Here is a 16,538-nt window from a genome sequence, read left to right as displayed (position 1 = left end):
TCACTACGCCGTTGCCATTGTCCTGTCCCTTTGCGGCGCACAGGCTGCCAGTGCCGCCGATGCGGTTACCGTTCCGCCGGAGGCGCCGCCCGTCGTGGAAAGCCAGCGCTGGGCCCTGCAAATCACACCCTATGTCTGGGCTGCGGGTCTCAAGGGCGATATTTCGCCTTTCCAGCGCGCACCGACCATCGGCATCGAAAAGTCCTTTTCCGATGTGTTGAGCGATCTCAATTTCAGCGGCTTCGTCAATATCTGGGGCCGCTACGACCGTTTCGTCGTCTCGGGCGACATGATGTATGTCGATACGACCGAAAGCCACGCCTACGGCAACCTGCCGCCACTGCCGATTGCCATTCCATCGGGCACGGTCGTCAAGGGCGATGTGGACAGCAAGCAGTTCATGGCCACGCTGCAAGCCGGTTATCGCGTGGTCGATACGCCCAAATTCACGCTTGATGCGCTGGGCGGCATACGCTTCTGGCATATTTCCAACGATGTGACGGTGAGCGCGCTTGGCCTTTCGCGGAGTTATGGCGAAAGCTTCAACTGGGTCGATCCGGTGGTCGGCACGCGAGCGCTTCTGCGACTCACGGACAATCTCTCCTTGCAGGCACAGGCGGATATTGGCGGCTTCGGTGCCGGATCTGAGCTGACCTGGTCAGTGCTTGGCACGGTCAATTATCTGCTCACCGATCACCTGTCGGTCTCGGCGGGCTACAAGGCGCTGCATGTCGATTATGACCGCGATGGCTATGTGTTCGATTCTCGCCTGAATGGCCCGGTTCTGGGTGTGACCTATCGGTTCTGAACGACAGCATATTGGGGCCGGAATTCTCCGGCCCTTTATACATTTTGATTGAGACTAGCTTTGGCTGCGCCGTGCCTTCATCACCAGATAGGCGATGGCGAGAAACACGAACCAGAATGGCGTGACCTTCAGGGCTGCTGCGGTATCTGGTTCCTGCGCCAGCGCCCACAAAATGAAGGCGAAGAAGGCGAAGACCATGACCACGGCGGCGCGTCCGCCCGGCATTTTGAACGTGGACTTCTCATGCAGATCAGGGCGCTTGCGGCGATATTGCAGATAGGACGCAAGAATGATCGACCAGATGAAGATGAAGAGCAGCGCCGAGATCGTGGTAACGATGGTGAAAGCTTCGATGATGCTCTGGCCCGCATAGAGCAGAACCACGCCTGCCAGCAAGAAGATGCACGAGAAGAATAGCGCGTTGACCGGCACCTTGCGGTTGTTCAACTTGCCGAGCGCCTTTGGCGCCAGCTTCGAAGTGGCGAGGCCGTAGATCATGCGCGAGGTCGAGTAGATGCCCGAATTCGCGCTCGACGTTGCCGAGGTGAGCACCACGAAATTCACCACATGCGCGGCAATGCCTAGACCGGCGAGCGAGAACATGGCGACGAACGGGCTGGAGCTTGGATCGACCTGATCCCAGGGGATCACGGTGATGATCACAAACAGCGCACCGAGATAGAACAGCACCACGCGGATCGGGATCGAGTTGATGGCTTTTGGCAAATTGCGCACCGGGTCTTTGGTTTCCGCTGCGGCGGTGCCGACGAGTTCGATGCCGACAAAGGCGAAGACCGCGATCTGGAAACCGGCGACAAAGCCGAGGAAACCGTTGGGGAAGAAGCCGCCATGGTTCCACAAATGCGCGACCGAGGCCCGGCTGCCGTTCGGCAGGGTAAAGCCGGTCGAGAGCATGTACACGCCGGCGATGATCAGTGCGACGATGGCGACGATCTTGATCAGCGCGAACCAGAATTCGATTTCACCGAAATTGCGAACGGTGGGCAGATTGAGCGCCAGAAGCGTGAAGATCAGCCCAAGTGCCGGTATCCAGAGCGCCAGTTCGGGAAACCAGAACGAGACATAACCCGATACGGCCACCACGTCTGCCACGCCCGTCACGATCCAGCAGAGCCAGTAGGTCCAGCCGGTGAAGAACTGCGCCCATGGGCCGAGATAATCGCCCGCGAAATCTGCGAATGAGCGATATTCGAGATTGGACAGCAGGATTTCACCCAATGCGCGCATCACGAAGAACAGCATGAAGCCGATCACCGCATAGACGAGCAGGATCGAAGGGCCAGCCAGCGAAATGGTCTTGCCCGAGCCCATGAAAAGGCCGGTGCCAATCGCGCCGCCAATGGCGATCAGTTGCAGGTGTCTGTTGGATAGATTGCGCGCAAGGTGGGTATCCTCCTCCCGATCGGAATCGACAGAAGGTTTGGATGCGATGTTCATTCAAACGCCTCTTTTTATCGAGCAGATGCCAGATAGACCGCATCCGCAATTGTGCGCCCAATTGGACGAACGGTGCTTTCTGATAAACGATGAGAACGATGATGGAAACAGCGCGGAATATAATAATTAGGCTAAGATTTGACGCGGAAAGCTCCATTCAAAGCGCTAATATACTATTGATATAACGAGTAGTAGGCTATCTATTAGGGATTTGTGCTTGGGCGCGGCCATGAAAAATCATCGGCGCGACCGGGCGCGGGTTTCTTCTCGACAGGTGCCGGGCGGGTATTTTGGGGGCGTACGCCAAGATTGCCGCCGAGCAAAACGCCGCTCTCGTCCTTATTGATGTCGCGCAGGCTGACGGGTGCGACCCGGTCCACGGGTTTGGACGGGTCTTGCGCACCGGCAGCCGGGAGAGGCTGGCCCTCTTCCTTGCCGCCGCCAAGATAGGCGCGCAGCGGCTTTTCCGCATAGAAGGCGAGCTTGCGCTTGCCAGCCGAAGTGATGTTGATGCCATCATTGCCGCGCAGGCGCGCGGTCTGGCCGTTAATGTCGAAGCCGGTCTGGGTGAAATTGCCGTCTTCATCGATAAAGCCGTCCCAGACATCGGCAAACTTGCCGCCCGCCTTTTCCGTGGTGGTGCGGTAGATTTCATTCAGCGCCAGCATGTCCTGTGACATGCCTTTCGGACGGAAGGCGGGCTGCCCGACCCAGACCAGCGGATAATGGCGGTCATTGATCGCCTTGACGAACTGGTCCACGCGCTTTTGATATTCCGCAGTCCATTCCGGCGAACGTGCGGCGAGGCTGGCGCCATTGGCCGTGATCGCCTGACGATCATTGGAGCCGATCATCACGACGACGGCGGCAGGCTTTTCCTCATCCAGTATCTTGCCGATATTTTCCGGCCAGTTGAAATAGTCCTCACGCACAAAGCCCGACGAACCGTTGATGCGGGTTGTGACCGTCAGATCCGGATCGGACGCAAAGGCCACATCGAGCCCTTCGGCAAGGCCGCTGCTGATGAAATCACCGACCACCAGCACCTTTTTTGCATCCGGGTTTTTCTCGATGACAGGCACGGTGGGCACTGCCACCTGTGGCGCGGCTTTACGGGTGACGGGAGACGTCGCCTTGGGTGCGCGTTTCGGCTTTGGTCGGCTCTGCTGGGGCCGGGGCTGCTCATATTGGCGTTGCGGTTGTCGCGAACCAAACAGCAAGTCGAAAAGCGTCCGTGGCCGTTCCTGCGCTGATGCACTGGCAAGACCGGAAAGCAGCAGCGTCAGCGCTGCCAGCATGACACTGGCCGCCTTCAACATTTCGACTGCAATCCGAGATTTGCGCATCAGTTCCGCTTTCGTTGCAAAGCCATCATAATACGGCATGGCGCAAAAATGAAACGGAGCGCGCTTCGTGGGAAACGCGCTCCGATAAATCTGCGGTTCGTCTTAACGGCGACGCAGGACTGACAGCACTTCCTTGCTCGGATGTCCATCCGGCTGCAAGCCGTTGCGCTGCTGGAAGGCTTCGATGGCTTTACGCGAGGTGGAGCCGATCTTGCCGTCGATATTACCGTCGTAATAGCCGAGCGCCTTGAGATGCGTCTGCAATTCCTGACGCTCGTTCATGGTGATCGGGGTGAACGGACGATTCCAGTCCTGACGCAGCCCCTGATAGCCACTGATGCGGTCTGCCAGAAGGCCGACAGCCAGCGCATATTTGTCAGCATTGTTGTAGCGCTTGATGACGAAGAAGTTCTTGGTCATCAGGAATGCCGGGCCCTTGCGGCCATCCGGCACCTTCAGCGTCACCTTTTCGCTCGGGTCGGGGAATGCACGCCCATTGGCGCGCACGACGCCGCGCTTTTGCCATTCGGCGACAGTCAGCGAACCGGATGGGAACTTGCCGCCCGCCGGAAGCACCACTTCGTAACCCCATGTCCGGCCCGGCTGCCAGCCATTGCGGTGCAGCAGATTGGCGGCAGTGCCCAGCGCATCGGGAATGGAATTCCAGATGTCGCGCTTGCCATTGCCATCCATATCGACTGCATAGGCCTGATAGCTGGTCGGGATGAACTGCGTGTGGCCAAGGGCGCCTGCCCACGAACCAGACAGATGCCCGCGGTCGATATCGCCGGTCTGGAGAATTTTCATCGCGGCGATCAGCTGTGTGCGGCCATATTTGGCGCGCTTCGGATCGGCATAGGCCAGCGTCGCGAGCGAACGAACCGCATCGCGCATCACGTCGTCGCGCTTGAGAATCTCGCCGTAATTGCTTTCCATTGACCAGATGGCGAGCAGAATATTCCGATCAACCGAAAAGCGCTGTTCGATGCGCTGCAGCCACGGGCCCCATTTGCGCGCCATGCTCTGGCCGACGCCGGTGGAATCTTCGTTCACACGATTGTCGATGTAATTCCAGACAGGCTCGGTGAATTCCGGCTGATACCGCGCCTTCTCCAGCACGACGGGATCGGCAGCATCGACACCGCGGAAGGCGCGGTCGAAGGTGGAAGGCGAAACGCCGGCGTTGATGGCAACCGGACGGAAATTCGCCACCCACTGGCGAAATTTCGCATCGGCAAAAGCCGAACCGGTCGAAAGGGTGGATGCCAGCACCACAACGGCAACCGTAGCGGTCGCCTTGAGCTTCAGCGTCTGTCCCAGTGTGAATGGAAATCGCAGCATTCTGTGTTTCCCTTCTGCAATCTTCATGCCGGAACGTCTTGTTTTCCGGCGTGTTTCTTAAGAATGTCGATGCCGCTCGGTTCAGATTGCATGCGCTAACTAATACCATCCACTGTTGCAATTTGGCAGTGTAAAATTGGCATCGACCAGTTGAATGTTCAAATTATAGTCTGTCGGTTAGCATTTGGTTTACCATGGGCGGCGCTGCGGTAAAATTTGCCGGAAAATTGGAAAAATTTTTGAATCAAGCAACATTAAGAATGGTTCATTTAATGTGATGGTATGATCCATGTAATTTCGTCGTTCTTTAATGAAATAGCCTTATTTGAAATTCAGTTGCTTCAATGCTTTGATAGCAAGATTGCATTAGTGAAAATCGAGGAGACGAATGAGTTCGATCCGCAAAATCCGCAAAGCCGTTTTCCCCGTTGCCGGTCTCGGCACCCGGTTCCTTCCCGCCACCAAATCGATCCCCAAGGAAATGCTGACGGTCGTGGACAAGCCCGTCATTCAGTATGTGGTCGATGAAGCGCGTGAGGCTGGTATCGAACATCTGATTTTCGTCACCGGGCGCAACAAGGCGGTCATCGAAGATTATTTCGATGCGCAGGTCGAGTTGTATGCCACACTTGCCGAACGCGGCAAAAAGGCCGAACTCGATCATCTTCAGGATTTGCAGCCGCAGCCGGGCACGACGAGTTTTACCCGTCAGCAGGTTCCGCTGGGCCTTGGTCACGCGGTCTGGTGTGCACGTGAGCTGGTCGGCGATGAGCCGTTCGCGCTTCTGCTGCCGGATATGGTGATGCAGTCGAAGAAGGGCTGCCTCGCCGAAATGGTCGAGCTGTACGAAAAGACCGGCGGCAATGTCATCGCGGTGCAGGAATGCGACCCGGAAGAGGCGCATAAATACGGCATCGTCGGCAAGGGCAGTGCAATCGGCTCCGGTTTCGAGATTACCCAGATGGTTGAAAAGCCCGCCAAGGGCACTGCACCGTCCAATCTCTACATCAATGGCCGTTACATTCTGCAGCCGGAAATTTTTGAGCTTCTGAGCAAGCAGGAAAAAGGCGCTGGCAACGAAATCCAGCTCACCGATGCCATGCTGAAGCTGGCCGATGCGCAGAAATTCTATGGCTTCGACTATCAGGGCCGCACCTTCGACTGCGGTTCCAAGGCAGGCTTCATCGAAGCCAATGTCGCGTTTGCGCTGTGGCGCAAGGACATCCGCCCCTCGGTGGAAGTGTCGATCAGCGAATTGCTGGAAACGATCAAGCCAGCCTGAGTTGGGTGCCTGAAAATCGAAAACCGCCTTCAGTCTTGAAGGCGGTTTTTTTTGTTGCCCGCTTCTAGTGGATTGAATTTGACGTTTGAATCCGGGCTGACATAGATGCTGTTTCAAACGTCAAATTCGAAAAATCCACTAGATACATATACTTGCTAGTGGTCTTTTTGATTCCAACATTTGCTCAGCGCGTGAACCGAGGGATGCAAATGTTGGAATCAGACCACTAGCGCTGCACTTTCACGCCGAGATAAATGCTGTTGGAGTTATATTCTCGTGTAGAAACCTGGCTCGTCAGGAATTCATGGCGCAAGCGCGCATCAAGCCCGACGAAGCGGTTGATCCAGTAAGTCGCGCCGATCTGTGCACCCAGCGTATAGTCCGTGCCGGTGCCATCCTTGTTCGCGCGGATGAGCGTGTCGACCCTGCCATTGAGGCTGAGGTCCGACCGGATGCGATGCGTGACGTCGAGGCTCGCAAATTGCAGCAGCGAACCGGCAATGCCCGGCGTGGTGGACATATCCACGGTGGTTTGTGAATAAAGCCGCACATCGGTGCCACGCAATGGCGACCAGTTGAGCGCGGCATTGATCGACGGTCCGCTGACTGCTCCAAGCCGGTCATCATCGCTGTTGGCGCGCATATAGCCTGCGGCGAACTCGCCGTTCAGCTTTTCGCCCATATCGACCATCAGGCCGCCGCGCAGGGCGAATTGCGAACCGCTGCGTTCAAAGCCGTTGCTATCCACGCGCTCGTCGAAAATGCGCTTGCCGAGTTCCACTTCGGCGAATGGCTTGATGGCCTGCGACATGGAGAAACCGCCGCGCAGCGTGATGCTGGCATAGGTGTTGTCGCGATCCTTCTGGCTGACAGTGCCGCCGGAAGGCAGTTCCGCATCGCCATACATATCGTGTTCGACGCGGCCCGTGGCGCGACCGAAAATCAGCCCCGTATCGTGCTCGACGCCGAGGCTGCCATTGAAGGTGTGAACCAGCGGGCGCTGCAAGGCGCCAACCACGCCATTCGGATTGGAGGCGCTTTCACGCCGCAGCCGATAACCCGCGCCCGTATTGACCGTGGTTTGGTCGGTCAGATCGAGGCGCAGATTGCCCTGAATGTCGAGCTGCGGTTCGCTCACATCCTGACCGGAAATGGATTTGCTCAGCGTGCCCGATGCATCGAGCGTCGCCTGATGCCGCGCCCAGTCGGATTGCGCATTGAGGCGCAGCGTGGTTTCCGATAGCACTGCACTCGAACCGGACGCACTATTGTCGCCGTTCGATGTCGCGCGAATGCCTTGCTCAAGCGAAGGGCGCAGAACGAACGATCCGGCGCGGAGGCCAACCGGCGCGAAGGGGTCTGCCTCCTGTGCCGGCCCGCGCCCCTGTTCGGGTGACTGGCGCATATTTTCGCGCTGCACACGCCCGCTATCGCTATCCGCTTCGTTTGTGATCGCGCCAACCCGCATGGCGTCAAGCGGTTGATCATCGAGCGGCGCCGCCGGGGCAGGCTGTGGCTGGGCGTCCGCTGCAACCGCATTATCCTGCATCGGCGCGAAAAAGGTGTCGGAACCATCATCGCTCCCGCCACCGTTGGCGCTATCGGAACGGCCGGGGGCTGCCAGCCCGCGCGCGGCGAGCGTATCCGGCGACGAGGCGGAAAGCACGTCTTCCGGCACACTGCCGCGCAGATAGGCATCCTGAGCATGCGAGAGGGAAGGGACGATAGCCATCGCCGCGCCCGCCAGAAACAGGCTTCTCAGCCTGCGGGCAATGGGCGTCGAACCGCCGGATAGAGGCATGGCAAATGGCATATGTGATTTCAAACCGTTGCAACGTGGTGGATGAACGGTAAAGGCACATGGTTAATTCTTGGTTGCCATCGGCGATGTTGCGCAACGAAAGCAATCATTTGTGGGTAATAAAAGCTTGGACAACGGGCAGCGAAGAGGCTAACGCTTTGCGCCATGGAAAAGCTCGATCAAACCCAGATTTCGACGGGTGCGGAAGCGGCCATCGCTTCGGCGCTCCGGACCATTCGCACCGAAAACGAAGGACTTGCCGCGCTTGAAGAAGCGCTGCGCAATGGTTTGTCCGGTCCCTTCGCACAAGCGGTAAAACAGATCGCCACCGCCAAGGGGCGTCTGGTCGTTACCGGCGTCGGCAAGAGCGGCCATATCGGCGTCAAGCTTGCCGCCTCTTTTGCCTCGACGGGCACGGCTGCTTTCTTCGTGCATTCGGCGGAGGCCAATCACGGCGATCTCGGCATGATTGGTCGTGACGATGTGATCCTTGCGATTTCTTGGTCCGGCGAAACGGCAGAACTTAAGGGCATCGTCAATTATTCGCAGCGTTTCCGCATTCCGCTGATTGCAATCACCTCGCGTGAGGATTCCGCACTCGGTCGCGCTGCAACTGTCGTGCTCCAGCTGCCCAAGACGGCAGAAGCCTGCCCGCACGGGCTGGCGCCAACCACTTCAACCATTATGCAGCTCGCCATCGGCGATGCGCTGGCGATTGCGCTTCTGGAAGCACGCGGGTTTACACCGAGCGATTTCAAAACCTTCCATCCGGGTGGTTCGCTGGGTGCGAGCCTCATCCATATCCGCGATATCATGCATCGCGGAGAGCGCATTCCGCTGGTAGCCGCTGGAACGGCCATGCCAGCCGCGATGAAAGTGCTGGCGCAAAAGAGTTTCGGTTGCGTGGTTGTGGTCGATGAGAGCGGCGAACTGGCCGGTATCGTCACGGACGGCGATATTTCGCGCAATCTGCACCGCAATCTGTCGGAACTGGCGGTCGATGACATCATGACCCGCAAGCCGAAGACGGTCGATCAGAACATGCTGGCCACTGCTGCACTCAACACGATCAACGAAAACCACATCGGCGCACTGATCGTGGTCGAGGACAACCGCCCGGTCGGTCTCGTGCATTTCCACGATCTGCTGCGGATTGGGGCTGTCTGATTAAGGGAGTAGGGGAGTAAGGGAGTAGGTTGACGACCAGCGCATAACATACTGACCTATTCCCCTATTCCCCTATTCCCCTATTCCCCTATTCCCCTATTCCCCTATTCCCCTATTCCCCTAAACAGCTACCTCTATCTCCAGCGTCACTGCATCGAAGGCCACGACGCGAACTTCAGTACCTGCGGGCAGGTCCGGCCCTTTCACACGCCATGTCGTATCGTTGATGCGAATGCGTCCGCGCCCATTGATGATGGGCTCGGTCAGTGTGGTGCGCTGACCAACCAGCTGTTCGCCGCGCCGGTTGAGCAGAGGCTCGTCCAGATTTTCGCTCTTCGAGCCAAAGAAACGGCGTCCTGCCAGCGCGAAGACCACGGCCAAAACAAGAAAGACGACCAGTTGGACCTGCCAGCCAAAAGCGCTGGTCGATGACAGGAGAAAAGCCATCCCCCCTGTCACCAGTGCGGCGAGGCCGAACCAGATGAAGAAAATGCCGGGCGCCAGAATTTCGAGAATGAGCAGGACCAGCCCGAGGACCAGCCAGCTCCAGATGCCAAGTTCGGACAGAAATTCGATAATCATGGCGCTCCACCCCTGATTTAGCCGCGACCGGTCGGCGGAACGCTGCGCGCGCGCGAAATGCCCGGCGATGGCGGTGTCGGGTCAACGGGCTTGTTGCCGTCGCCGAACACTTCCCGCGCAATGGCCCCGATCCCGCCGAGCGAACCAATCAGCGAGCTTGCTTCCAGCGGCATCAGCACGACCTTCTGGTTCTTGGCGCTGGCGATATTGCTGAGCGCTTCGGTGTATTTCTGCGCCACGAAGTAATTGAGCGCCTGCACATTGCCGTTGGCGACAGCGTCCGACACCAGCGTCGTGGCCTTAGCTTCGGCTTCGGCGAGACGCTCGCGGGCTTCCGCTTCGCGCTTGGCTGCTTCCAGCTTGCCCTCGGCTTCGAGAATTTGCGACTGCTTCTGTCCCTCAGCGCGCAGAATCTGGGCATTGCGGTCGCCTTCGGCTTCCAGAACCTGTGCGCGCTTGTCACGCTCCGCCTTCATCTGACGGGCCATCGAGGTGACGATATCTGCGGGTGGATTGATATCCTTGATTTCCACGCGGGTCATCTTGATGCCCCACGGATGGGCTGCTTCGTCCACCACACGCAGCAGGCGATCATTGATCGCATCGCGGTTGGAAAGCAATTCGTCTAGATCCATTGAGCCCATAACGGTACGAATGTTGGTCATGGTGAGATTGAGGATCGCATATTGCAGGTTGGCCACCTGATAGGCGGCCTGCGCGGCGTTCAGCACCTGATAGAAGGCAACGCCGTCGACGCCGACAATGGCGTTGTCACGAGTGATGACTTCCTGCGTGGGCACGTCCAGCACCTGCTCCATCATATTGAGACGCGCACCGATGCGGTCGAAGAACGGGACAATCAGATTGAGGCCCGGATTGAGCGTGCGCGTATAGCGACCGAACCGTTCCACCGTATAGTTGAAACCCTGCGGCACCGTCTTGATGCCCGCGAAGAGTGTCGCCAGAACCAGCGCAGCCAGAATGAGCAGCGTGATGTCGAAACCTGTCATTGTCTAACCCTCGTCCGTTAGGGGAGTAGGTGAGTAAGGGAATAAGGGAGTATGAAAACCTATTCCCTTACTGCCTTATTCCCCTAATCCCTTATATTATACCCATCCCAGCAATTCGCGCCGTACCATCGTTTCGATGACTTTCATGCCCTCTGCGCTGTCGTTGAGGCAAGGGATGTGGCTGAAATTTTCGCCGCCGTTTTCATGGAAAAGGTGTGCGGCTTCATTGCCGATCTCGTCAACCGTTTCGAGGCAGTCCACGACGAAGCCCGGATTGAGAACCGCCACGGATTTCACGCCCTGTTTCGCCAGATTTTCCACGGTTTCATCCGTGTAGGGCTGCAGCCATTCCTCCGGTCCAAAACGGGACTGGAAGGTGGAACGAAACTGATTTTCATCCATGCCGAGCCGGATGCGCAACAGGCGCGAGGTTTCCAGACATTGTTCGCGATAAGGGTCGCCCTTGTCGGAATAGCTTTTCGGAATGCCGTGATAGGACGCGAGGATCACTTCCGGCGCGAAGGACAGTGTTGCAAGATGGCTTTCGATGGAGCGCGCCAGCGCTTCGATATAGACCGGTTCCGTTTCATAAGACGGAATGGTGCGGATTGCTGGCATGAAGCGCTTTTTCATCAGCGCTTCGAAAAACTTGTCGTTCACCGTCGCGGTCGTGGTGGCCGAATATTGCGGATAGAGCGGGAACACGACGATACGCTCGCAGCCTTGTTGCAGCAGGCGGTCGGTCACGCTTTCAATGGATGGCTGGCCATAGCGCATCGCCCAGTCCACGATGACGTTCGGAATGTCGGTGAGCGCGGTTGCCAGCTTTTCACCTTGCGCGCGCGTATAGGTGCGCAATGGCGACTCGTTCTTCTCGTGGTTCCAGATGCGGTCATAGAGCTTGCCGGAACGCTTGGGGCGCGTATTGAGCACGATGCCGTAAAGGATCGGATACCAGAACAGGCGCGACCATTCGATCACGCGGCGGTCGGACAGAAACTCTGCAAGATAGCGCCGCATCGGGGCGTAACTCGTGCCGTCCGGCGTCCCCAGATTGACCAGCAGAACCCCAACTTTGGGCAGTTTGGCCTGCGCGGGCTGAGTTGGGTTCTGTTGCACGGTGTCCATCTTACTCATGAGCCGACTCCTATCCCGCTGGAAAATAGAGCATTTCCAGCAAAAGTTTGAAACGGTTTTACGCGGGAAACGCGCAGTAAGCAAAGGCCAGAAAAAGCGACAAATTACAATCCTGACAATTGCAGACAACAAAAAATTCAAGCGAAGCGAGCATAGCCCGCGCCGCTTGAAGGGGAAGAGATGTTATGTTTCGCTTTAAAGCGGTTCCGGTTAAAACAGAATCTCGGAACCGCTATATCTGTTTGTTTTTACGCATTATCCTGCGCAAAACCGCTACGCACTTTTGCTGGAAATGCTTTAGCTGGTTGCGCGACGGGACAGTGAGAAGCGCGAGCCTGCCGACGAGGTGCAGTTGAGCTGGTTTTGCGAAACCAGAGCACAATTGACCTTGGACGAGGTGCCGCGCACGATCGAGCGCATGTCGATTTCAACGAGCTGCGGCGACTGATAGCGATAATTGCCTTCGGCGAGCCGTTCGTTGGTGTCGGTGGTGCGGGTTTCGAAGATACCGCCATTGAACGACGATACAATGCCGTTTGGATCGACCCAGCTGCCTTCGATGCCACTCGGTGCGCGGGAGACAGTTGGAACATTGCCGCCGACCGGTCCGGTCGTTTCGCAAGCCGCCAGCACAAGCGACATGACGGCAAGTGGGGCAACGATGCGGAAGCTTTTCATGTCCATGCTTTCTCCAAAATGGGGATAATGACGTGTGATGAATCGAAATTTACACGAAAACAAGTCCCCAATGTGAGGATTGGCCGCCAGATGTGTTAATTTATTGGTAATGATGCAAAATCGCCGCGCAGATGCCGGCTTTATGCCGTGAATATCAGCCCGAAGGATATAAGCATCAGCAAGACAAGCAGACCCGCCGACCACTTCAAAACGCGACTGATAAGGGGGGCGATCCGGGAGGGATTGTTCTTGACGGAGCGACGTGCTGCGAGGGACTTGGCCGTCTGGTAGAGGGCCAGATAAACAACCATCGAGACCAGTCCGATTGTCCATCCCGTCTGCACAAGCTGGCTCGGATGCCCCGGCACGCCCAGAATCCACGGCAGGATCAGCAGTCCGCTGAGCAGGGCTACGAGATCGGGAAAGCGGTCTGCCACTATGCGCCTTAATTGACCGGACATGTCTGGAAAATCACATCAGTTTCGTTCGGATGCGCTGAGGTGCCAAGGCCCGGTCGATGCCGGGCCTTGGCTTCATTGCATCAACGCACCAGCACGTTGCGGAACTGCCATGGGTCCTTGGTGTCGAGGTCTTCCTCGAACAGATGCCCGCGACCTTCCAGTGGCGTCCAGTCGGTATAATAGCCTTTCACGGGGCCAAGATACTGCATCTGGACTTCGAGGCAGCGGCGATAGTCGATTTCGTCAGTTTCAACGATGCCGCTTGTCGGGTTTTCCAGCGCCCAGACCATTCCAGCCAGCACGGCGGACGAAACCTGCAGGCCCGTCGCATTTTGATAGGGCGCAAGCTTGCGCGCTTCCTCGACGGTCAGCTGCGAGCCATACCAGTAGGCGTTCCTGTCATGACCATAGAGCAGGACGCCCAGTTCGTCGGAACCGTCGAGAATTTCCGCTTCTTCCAGCACATGCTGGACGGGCTGGGCCTTGCCGCCCGCGCCGAACATTTCGTCGAGCGAGAGAATGGCGTCATTGCTCGGATGATAGGCATAATGACAGGTCGGACGGTAATCGAGTTTGCCCTTCTTATCCCGCACGGTGAAGTAATCGGAGATGGAGATCGCCTCGTTGTGGGTGACGAGCAGGCCGAATTGCGCGCCGAGGGTCGGGCACCAGGTGCGAATGCGCGTATTGCCGCCGGGCTGTTCGAGGAAAATTGCCGCCTTCGTGCCCTTCTTCTGCTTGCGTGCATTTTTCGGCTTCCACTTTTCGTGGCTGCCCCAGCCGAGTTCGGCAGGCTGTAAGCCTTCGGAAATGAAGCCTTCGACGGACCACGTATTCCAGAACGTGTTGAACGGTTTCGGTTCCTTTGCGCGCTGCGTGTCGCGTTCGGCGATGTGAACGCCCTTCACGCCAGCCTTTTTCATCAGCTTGGCCCAGCCATTGCGGTCATTGGCCGCCGGTTCGGTGAAGTCGAGCTTGAGTTCCGTCGCCAGATCGACCAGCGCCTTCTTGACGAACCACGACACCATGCCCGGATTGGCACCGCAGCACGACACGGCGGTCGGGCCGCCGGGGTTCTTGCGCTTTTCTGCCAGGAGGGTTTCGCGCAGCGCATAATTGGTGCGCGCGGCATTGTCCATCTTGTCATCGAAATAGAAGCCGAGCCAAGGCTCGACCACGGTGTCGATATAAAGCGCGCCGTTCTTGCGGCTATAGTGCATCAGATCGACCGATCCGGTATCGACCGACAGATTGACGACGAAAGCCTGTCCTTCCGCACCTTTCAGGAACGGGTCCAGCACTTCTGCGTAATTATCCTTGGTGATCGCCTGCTTGACGAAACGAATGCCCTTGTCGTCAAGGATCTTGCGGTTTTTCTCGCTCGGGTCGATCACGACCATCCGCGATTTGTCGAATTTGAAATGGCGTTCTATCAGCGGCAGGGTACCGCGCCCGATCGACCCAAAGCCGATCATGATTACGGGGCCGGTGATCTCGCTATAGACTTGCCATTTCGCTTTCGCCATTTTCTTCCTCTGTGTGAGCCGCAGAAATTGCGGCGTTGCGCTCTGTAACCGTTCGACGGCAGGATTGAAACCGGAACGATAGCACAACTTCATACAAAGAAAGAAACGTCACACCCCTATGACATGCAGACGTGTTTAACGCATTTTAGGATTTTAGCCTTCAATCAGCTTGGCGCGGATCATGCCGCGCAGTGAATTGCCGACGAGAATATTACGCGCGTTTTTGAGATCGTCTACGGAAACTATCCCCTCAGAGACCACGCTGTTGTTCAAAAGCTCGCGGCGCAGAACGCCATCCAGCAGCCCGCAGGATAGAGCAGGCGTCACACAGGTCGTACCGCCAATATCGAGGAAAATCGACGTGATGGTGCCTTCGCAGACCTCATCGCGGTCATTCAGCAGGATGACCTCGTCCACTTCCGCGGAAGAATATTCCTCACGCGCGGCGATATAGGCCTGACGGCACGTGGTCTTGTACCGAAGCAGCGGGTCGTCATGTTTGAGGCGGGTGCGTGCAATCGCTATGCGCCATGTCGTCTGCTGCGGCAGCGGCGCATAATTAAAGGCAGCAACATTGGCGACGCCATCCGGCGCCAGCGTGAGACGCAGTTTCAGGGCGTGGTCGCCGGAGCCTGCATTTTCAATCTGCTGGCGGATGGCGTCCATATTGCAGGAGAAACCAAGTTCGCGCGCGGACTGTTCCAGTCGCGCCAGATGCAATTGCAGCCGCAGAACCCCGGACAGAGGCTCCCATCGCATGGTTTCAATCAGCTGATATTCTGGTTCCGCACAGACGGTTTTTGCCCCGTCGCGAACCGTGCTTTCAGAAGGCATTCCTCATACTCCGCTTGCGCCGTGGAATCGAAAACCACGCCGCCCCCGACATTGAAGATTGCACGATTTTCGTCGAGAAGCGAGATCGTGCGGATGGCGACATTGAAACGCATGCGTCCGCTTGGCTCAATCCAGCCGAGCGAACCGCAATAAATGTCACGTGGGTTGGGTTCCAGCTTGCGCAGGATTTCCATGGCGCTGATTTTCGGCGCGCCGGTAATCGAACCGCAGGGGAAAAGGGCTGCAAATAGCGACCGCAGGGGAATATCGCTTTTCAGCCTTGCTCGTACCCGACTGATCATTTGGTAAACCGTAGGGTAAGTTTCAACCCGGAAAAGTTCTGGCACCTCCAGCGTGCCGACTTCGCTGATGAGCGATATGTCGTTGCGCAGCAGATCAACGATCATGCGATTTTCCGCCTGGTTTTTTGGATCGTTCATCAGAAAGGTGCGATTAGCCTCGTCTTCCTCAGGCGTCGCTCCGCGCGGCATGGTGCCTTTCATGGGATGGGTTTCGATCCACCCATCGGCATCCACCTCGAAGAAAAGCTCTGGCGAACGCGACAGGACTGTCGGACCGCCGAGATCGCAATAGGTCGCGTAGCGAACCGGCTGACGTGCGGCGAGCGCGTTGAACAGCACCAGCGGATCACCGCCCCATTCCGCATGAACCGGAAAGGTCAGGTTGCCCTGATAGCAGTCACCTTCGCGCAAGTGTCGGTGCAGGCGGTCGAACCGCGTTTTATATTCGGCTAGCGTCCATTCGGCGACAGGATCGCGCAGATAGGTCGCATTATCATTGCCACGATGATGCAAAACTTCGTCAGATGGCCCGTCGAAGACGCCGAAGCACAGCATAGGGGCCTTGCGCCCGGTCGGCAGGAGGGGCTTCAGCTTCGGTTCAAGAAGATAGCCGGCCTCATAGGAAAGATAGCCCGCAAGCCATTTCCCATCCGCATGGGCGTGTTGCATGGCATCCCATGCGGCATCGAATTCATCCGGCTCGTCGGCACGGATGATTGACGATGGGGCCGCGAAAAGCACGTCGCGGCCCGCCTTATCGTCCCGAAACAGGATCAGCGGTTTGTTACCCGTTCGGGTCACTGTC

The 16,538-nt window shown here is 57.4% G+C and carries 15 protein-coding genes; 3 read left to right on the top strand and 12 right to left on the bottom strand.

The features are described from left to right. Positions 1–22: 22 nt before the first annotated feature. Complete coding sequence (locus WIX40_RS04005; RefSeq protein ID WP_371834143.1) at positions 23–808, top strand: porin family protein; 786 nt, start codon at positions 23–25, stop codon at positions 806–808. Between the two features lie 54 nt (positions 809–862). Here WIX40_RS04005 and WIX40_RS04000 read toward each other — a convergent pair whose 3' ends face one another. The 3 genes from WIX40_RS04000 to WIX40_RS03990 all read right to left on the bottom strand — a co-directional run bounded on the left by WIX40_RS04000 (position 863) and on the right by WIX40_RS03990 (position 4,953). After that, entirely contained in the window at positions 863–2,266 is a 1,404-nt protein-coding gene (locus WIX40_RS04000; protein ID WP_339438634.1) for an amino acid permease, read from the bottom strand. Between the two features lie 203 nt (positions 2,267–2,469). Next, positions 2,470–3,612 (bottom strand): SGNH/GDSL hydrolase family protein, encoded by a 1,143-nt coding sequence (locus WIX40_RS03995; protein WP_339438633.1) that lies wholly within the window; start codon positions 3,610–3,612, stop codon positions 2,470–2,472. A gap of 102 nt (positions 3,613–3,714) precedes the next feature. Then, positions 3,715–4,953, bottom strand: a complete 1,239-nt coding sequence (locus tag WIX40_RS03990; RefSeq protein WP_109367724.1) for a lytic murein transglycosylase — start codon at positions 4,951–4,953, stop codon at positions 3,715–3,717. Positions 4,954–5,341: 388 nt separating this feature from the next. Between WIX40_RS03990 and galU the strand changes: the two genes are divergently transcribed. After that, positions 5,342–6,235 (top strand): UTP--glucose-1-phosphate uridylyltransferase GalU, encoded by an 894-nt coding sequence (gene galU / locus WIX40_RS03985; RefSeq protein WP_140023587.1) that lies wholly within the window; start codon positions 5,342–5,344, stop codon positions 6,233–6,235. A 226-nt stretch (positions 6,236–6,461) separates the two neighbouring features. On the opposite strand, the gene WIX40_RS03980 is transcribed toward galU, so the two are convergent. Continuing rightward, a complete protein-coding gene (locus WIX40_RS03980; protein ID WP_339438627.1) occupies positions 6,462–8,048 on the bottom strand; it encodes an outer membrane beta-barrel protein in 1,587 nt (528 codons plus the stop codon). A gap of 153 nt (positions 8,049–8,201) precedes the next feature. Between WIX40_RS03980 and WIX40_RS03975 the strand changes: the two genes are divergently transcribed. Next, positions 8,202–9,203, top strand: coding sequence for a KpsF/GutQ family sugar-phosphate isomerase (locus tag WIX40_RS03975; RefSeq protein ID WP_171318649.1), 1,002 nt, complete (start codon positions 8,202–8,204; stop codon positions 9,201–9,203). Positions 9,204–9,323: 120 nt separating this feature from the next. Here the strand turns inward: WIX40_RS03975 and WIX40_RS03970 are convergent, their stop codons facing one another. From WIX40_RS03970 to WIX40_RS03935, 8 genes are all read right to left on the bottom strand, one after another. Further along, the gene (locus WIX40_RS03970; RefSeq protein WP_109367720.1) at positions 9,324–9,785 is read right to left on the bottom strand and encodes an NfeD family protein; all 462 of its coding nucleotides are present in this window, start codon (positions 9,783–9,785) and stop codon (positions 9,324–9,326) included. A 17-nt stretch (positions 9,786–9,802) separates the two neighbouring features. Continuing rightward, positions 9,803–10,795 (bottom strand): SPFH domain-containing protein, encoded by a 993-nt coding sequence (locus WIX40_RS03965; protein ID WP_109367719.1) that lies wholly within the window; start codon positions 10,793–10,795, stop codon positions 9,803–9,805. 96 nt (positions 10,796–10,891) lie between these two features. Beyond that, positions 10,892–11,932 (bottom strand): ferrochelatase, encoded by a 1,041-nt coding sequence (hemH, locus tag WIX40_RS03960; protein ID WP_339438622.1) that lies wholly within the window; start codon positions 11,930–11,932, stop codon positions 10,892–10,894. Between the two features lie 297 nt (positions 11,933–12,229). After that, complete coding sequence (gene omp10 / locus WIX40_RS03955; RefSeq protein ID WP_109368022.1) at positions 12,230–12,610, bottom strand: outer membrane lipoprotein Omp10; 381 nt, start codon at positions 12,608–12,610, stop codon at positions 12,230–12,232. A 140-nt stretch (positions 12,611–12,750) separates the two neighbouring features. Beyond that, a complete protein-coding gene (locus WIX40_RS03950; protein ID WP_339438621.1) occupies positions 12,751–13,047 on the bottom strand; it encodes a hypothetical protein in 297 nt (98 codons plus the stop codon). 104 nt (positions 13,048–13,151) lie between these two features. Beyond that, complete coding sequence (locus WIX40_RS03945) at positions 13,152–14,597, bottom strand: homospermidine synthase (protein WP_339438619.1); 1,446 nt, start codon at positions 14,595–14,597, stop codon at positions 13,152–13,154. Between the two features lie 153 nt (positions 14,598–14,750). Then, positions 14,751–15,431 (bottom strand): aminotransferase class IV family protein, encoded by a 681-nt coding sequence (locus WIX40_RS03940; protein ID WP_339438617.1) that lies wholly within the window; start codon positions 15,429–15,431, stop codon positions 14,751–14,753. Then, positions 15,365–16,534 (bottom strand): aminodeoxychorismate synthase component I, encoded by a 1,170-nt coding sequence (locus WIX40_RS03935; RefSeq protein WP_339438615.1) that lies wholly within the window; start codon positions 16,532–16,534, stop codon positions 15,365–15,367. Before WIX40_RS03935 ends, WIX40_RS03940 begins: the two co-directional genes overlap by 67 nt. Between the last annotated feature and the right edge of the window lie 4 nt (positions 16,535–16,538).

It is taken from the genome of Ochrobactrum teleogrylli (assembly GCF_037482325.1).
Lineage (GTDB): Bacteria > Pseudomonadota > Alphaproteobacteria > Rhizobiales > Rhizobiaceae > Brucella > Brucella teleogrylli.
This window is presented reverse-complemented; position numbering and strand designations above follow the sequence as displayed.

What these genes read in the sequence shown, in the direction of transcription:
- WIX40_RS04000 (WP_339438634.1), bottom strand. Translation starts at nt 2,266, where the DNA reads ATGAACATCGCATCCAAACCTTCTGTCGATTCCGATCGGGAGGAGGAT.
- WIX40_RS03995 (WP_339438633.1), bottom strand. Translation starts at nt 3,612, where the DNA reads ATGCGCAAATCTCGGATTGCAGTCGAAATGTTGAAGGCGGCCAGTGTC.
- WIX40_RS03990 (WP_109367724.1), bottom strand. Translation starts at nt 4,953, where the DNA reads ATGCTGCGATTTCCATTCACACTGGGACAGACGCTGAAGCTCAAGGCG.
- galU (WP_140023587.1), top strand. Translation starts at nt 5,342, where the DNA reads ATGAGTTCGATCCGCAAAATCCGCAAAGCCGTTTTCCCCGTTGCCGGT.
- WIX40_RS03980 (WP_339438627.1), bottom strand. Translation starts at nt 8,048, where the DNA reads ATGCCATTTGCCATGCCTCTATCCGGCGGTTCGACGCCCATTGCCCGC.
- WIX40_RS03975 (WP_171318649.1), top strand. Translation starts at nt 8,202, where the DNA reads ATGGAAAAGCTCGATCAAACCCAGATTTCGACGGGTGCGGAAGCGGCC.
- WIX40_RS03970 (WP_109367720.1), bottom strand. Translation starts at nt 9,785, where the DNA reads ATGATTATCGAATTTCTGTCCGAACTTGGCATCTGGAGCTGGCTGGTC.
- WIX40_RS03965 (WP_109367719.1), bottom strand. Translation starts at nt 10,795, where the DNA reads ATGACAGGTTTCGACATCACGCTGCTCATTCTGGCTGCGCTGGTTCTG.
- hemH (WP_339438622.1), bottom strand. Translation starts at nt 11,932, where the DNA reads ATGAGTAAGATGGACACCGTGCAACAGAACCCAACTCAGCCCGCGCAG.
- omp10 (WP_109368022.1), bottom strand. Translation starts at nt 12,610, where the DNA reads ATGAAAAGCTTCCGCATCGTTGCCCCACTTGCCGTCATGTCGCTTGTG.
- WIX40_RS03945 (WP_339438619.1), bottom strand. Translation starts at nt 14,597, where the DNA reads ATGGCGAAAGCGAAATGGCAAGTCTATAGCGAGATCACCGGCCCCGTA.
- WIX40_RS03940 (WP_339438617.1), bottom strand. Translation starts at nt 15,431, where the DNA reads ATGCCTTCTGAAAGCACGGTTCGCGACGGGGCAAAAACCGTCTGTGCG.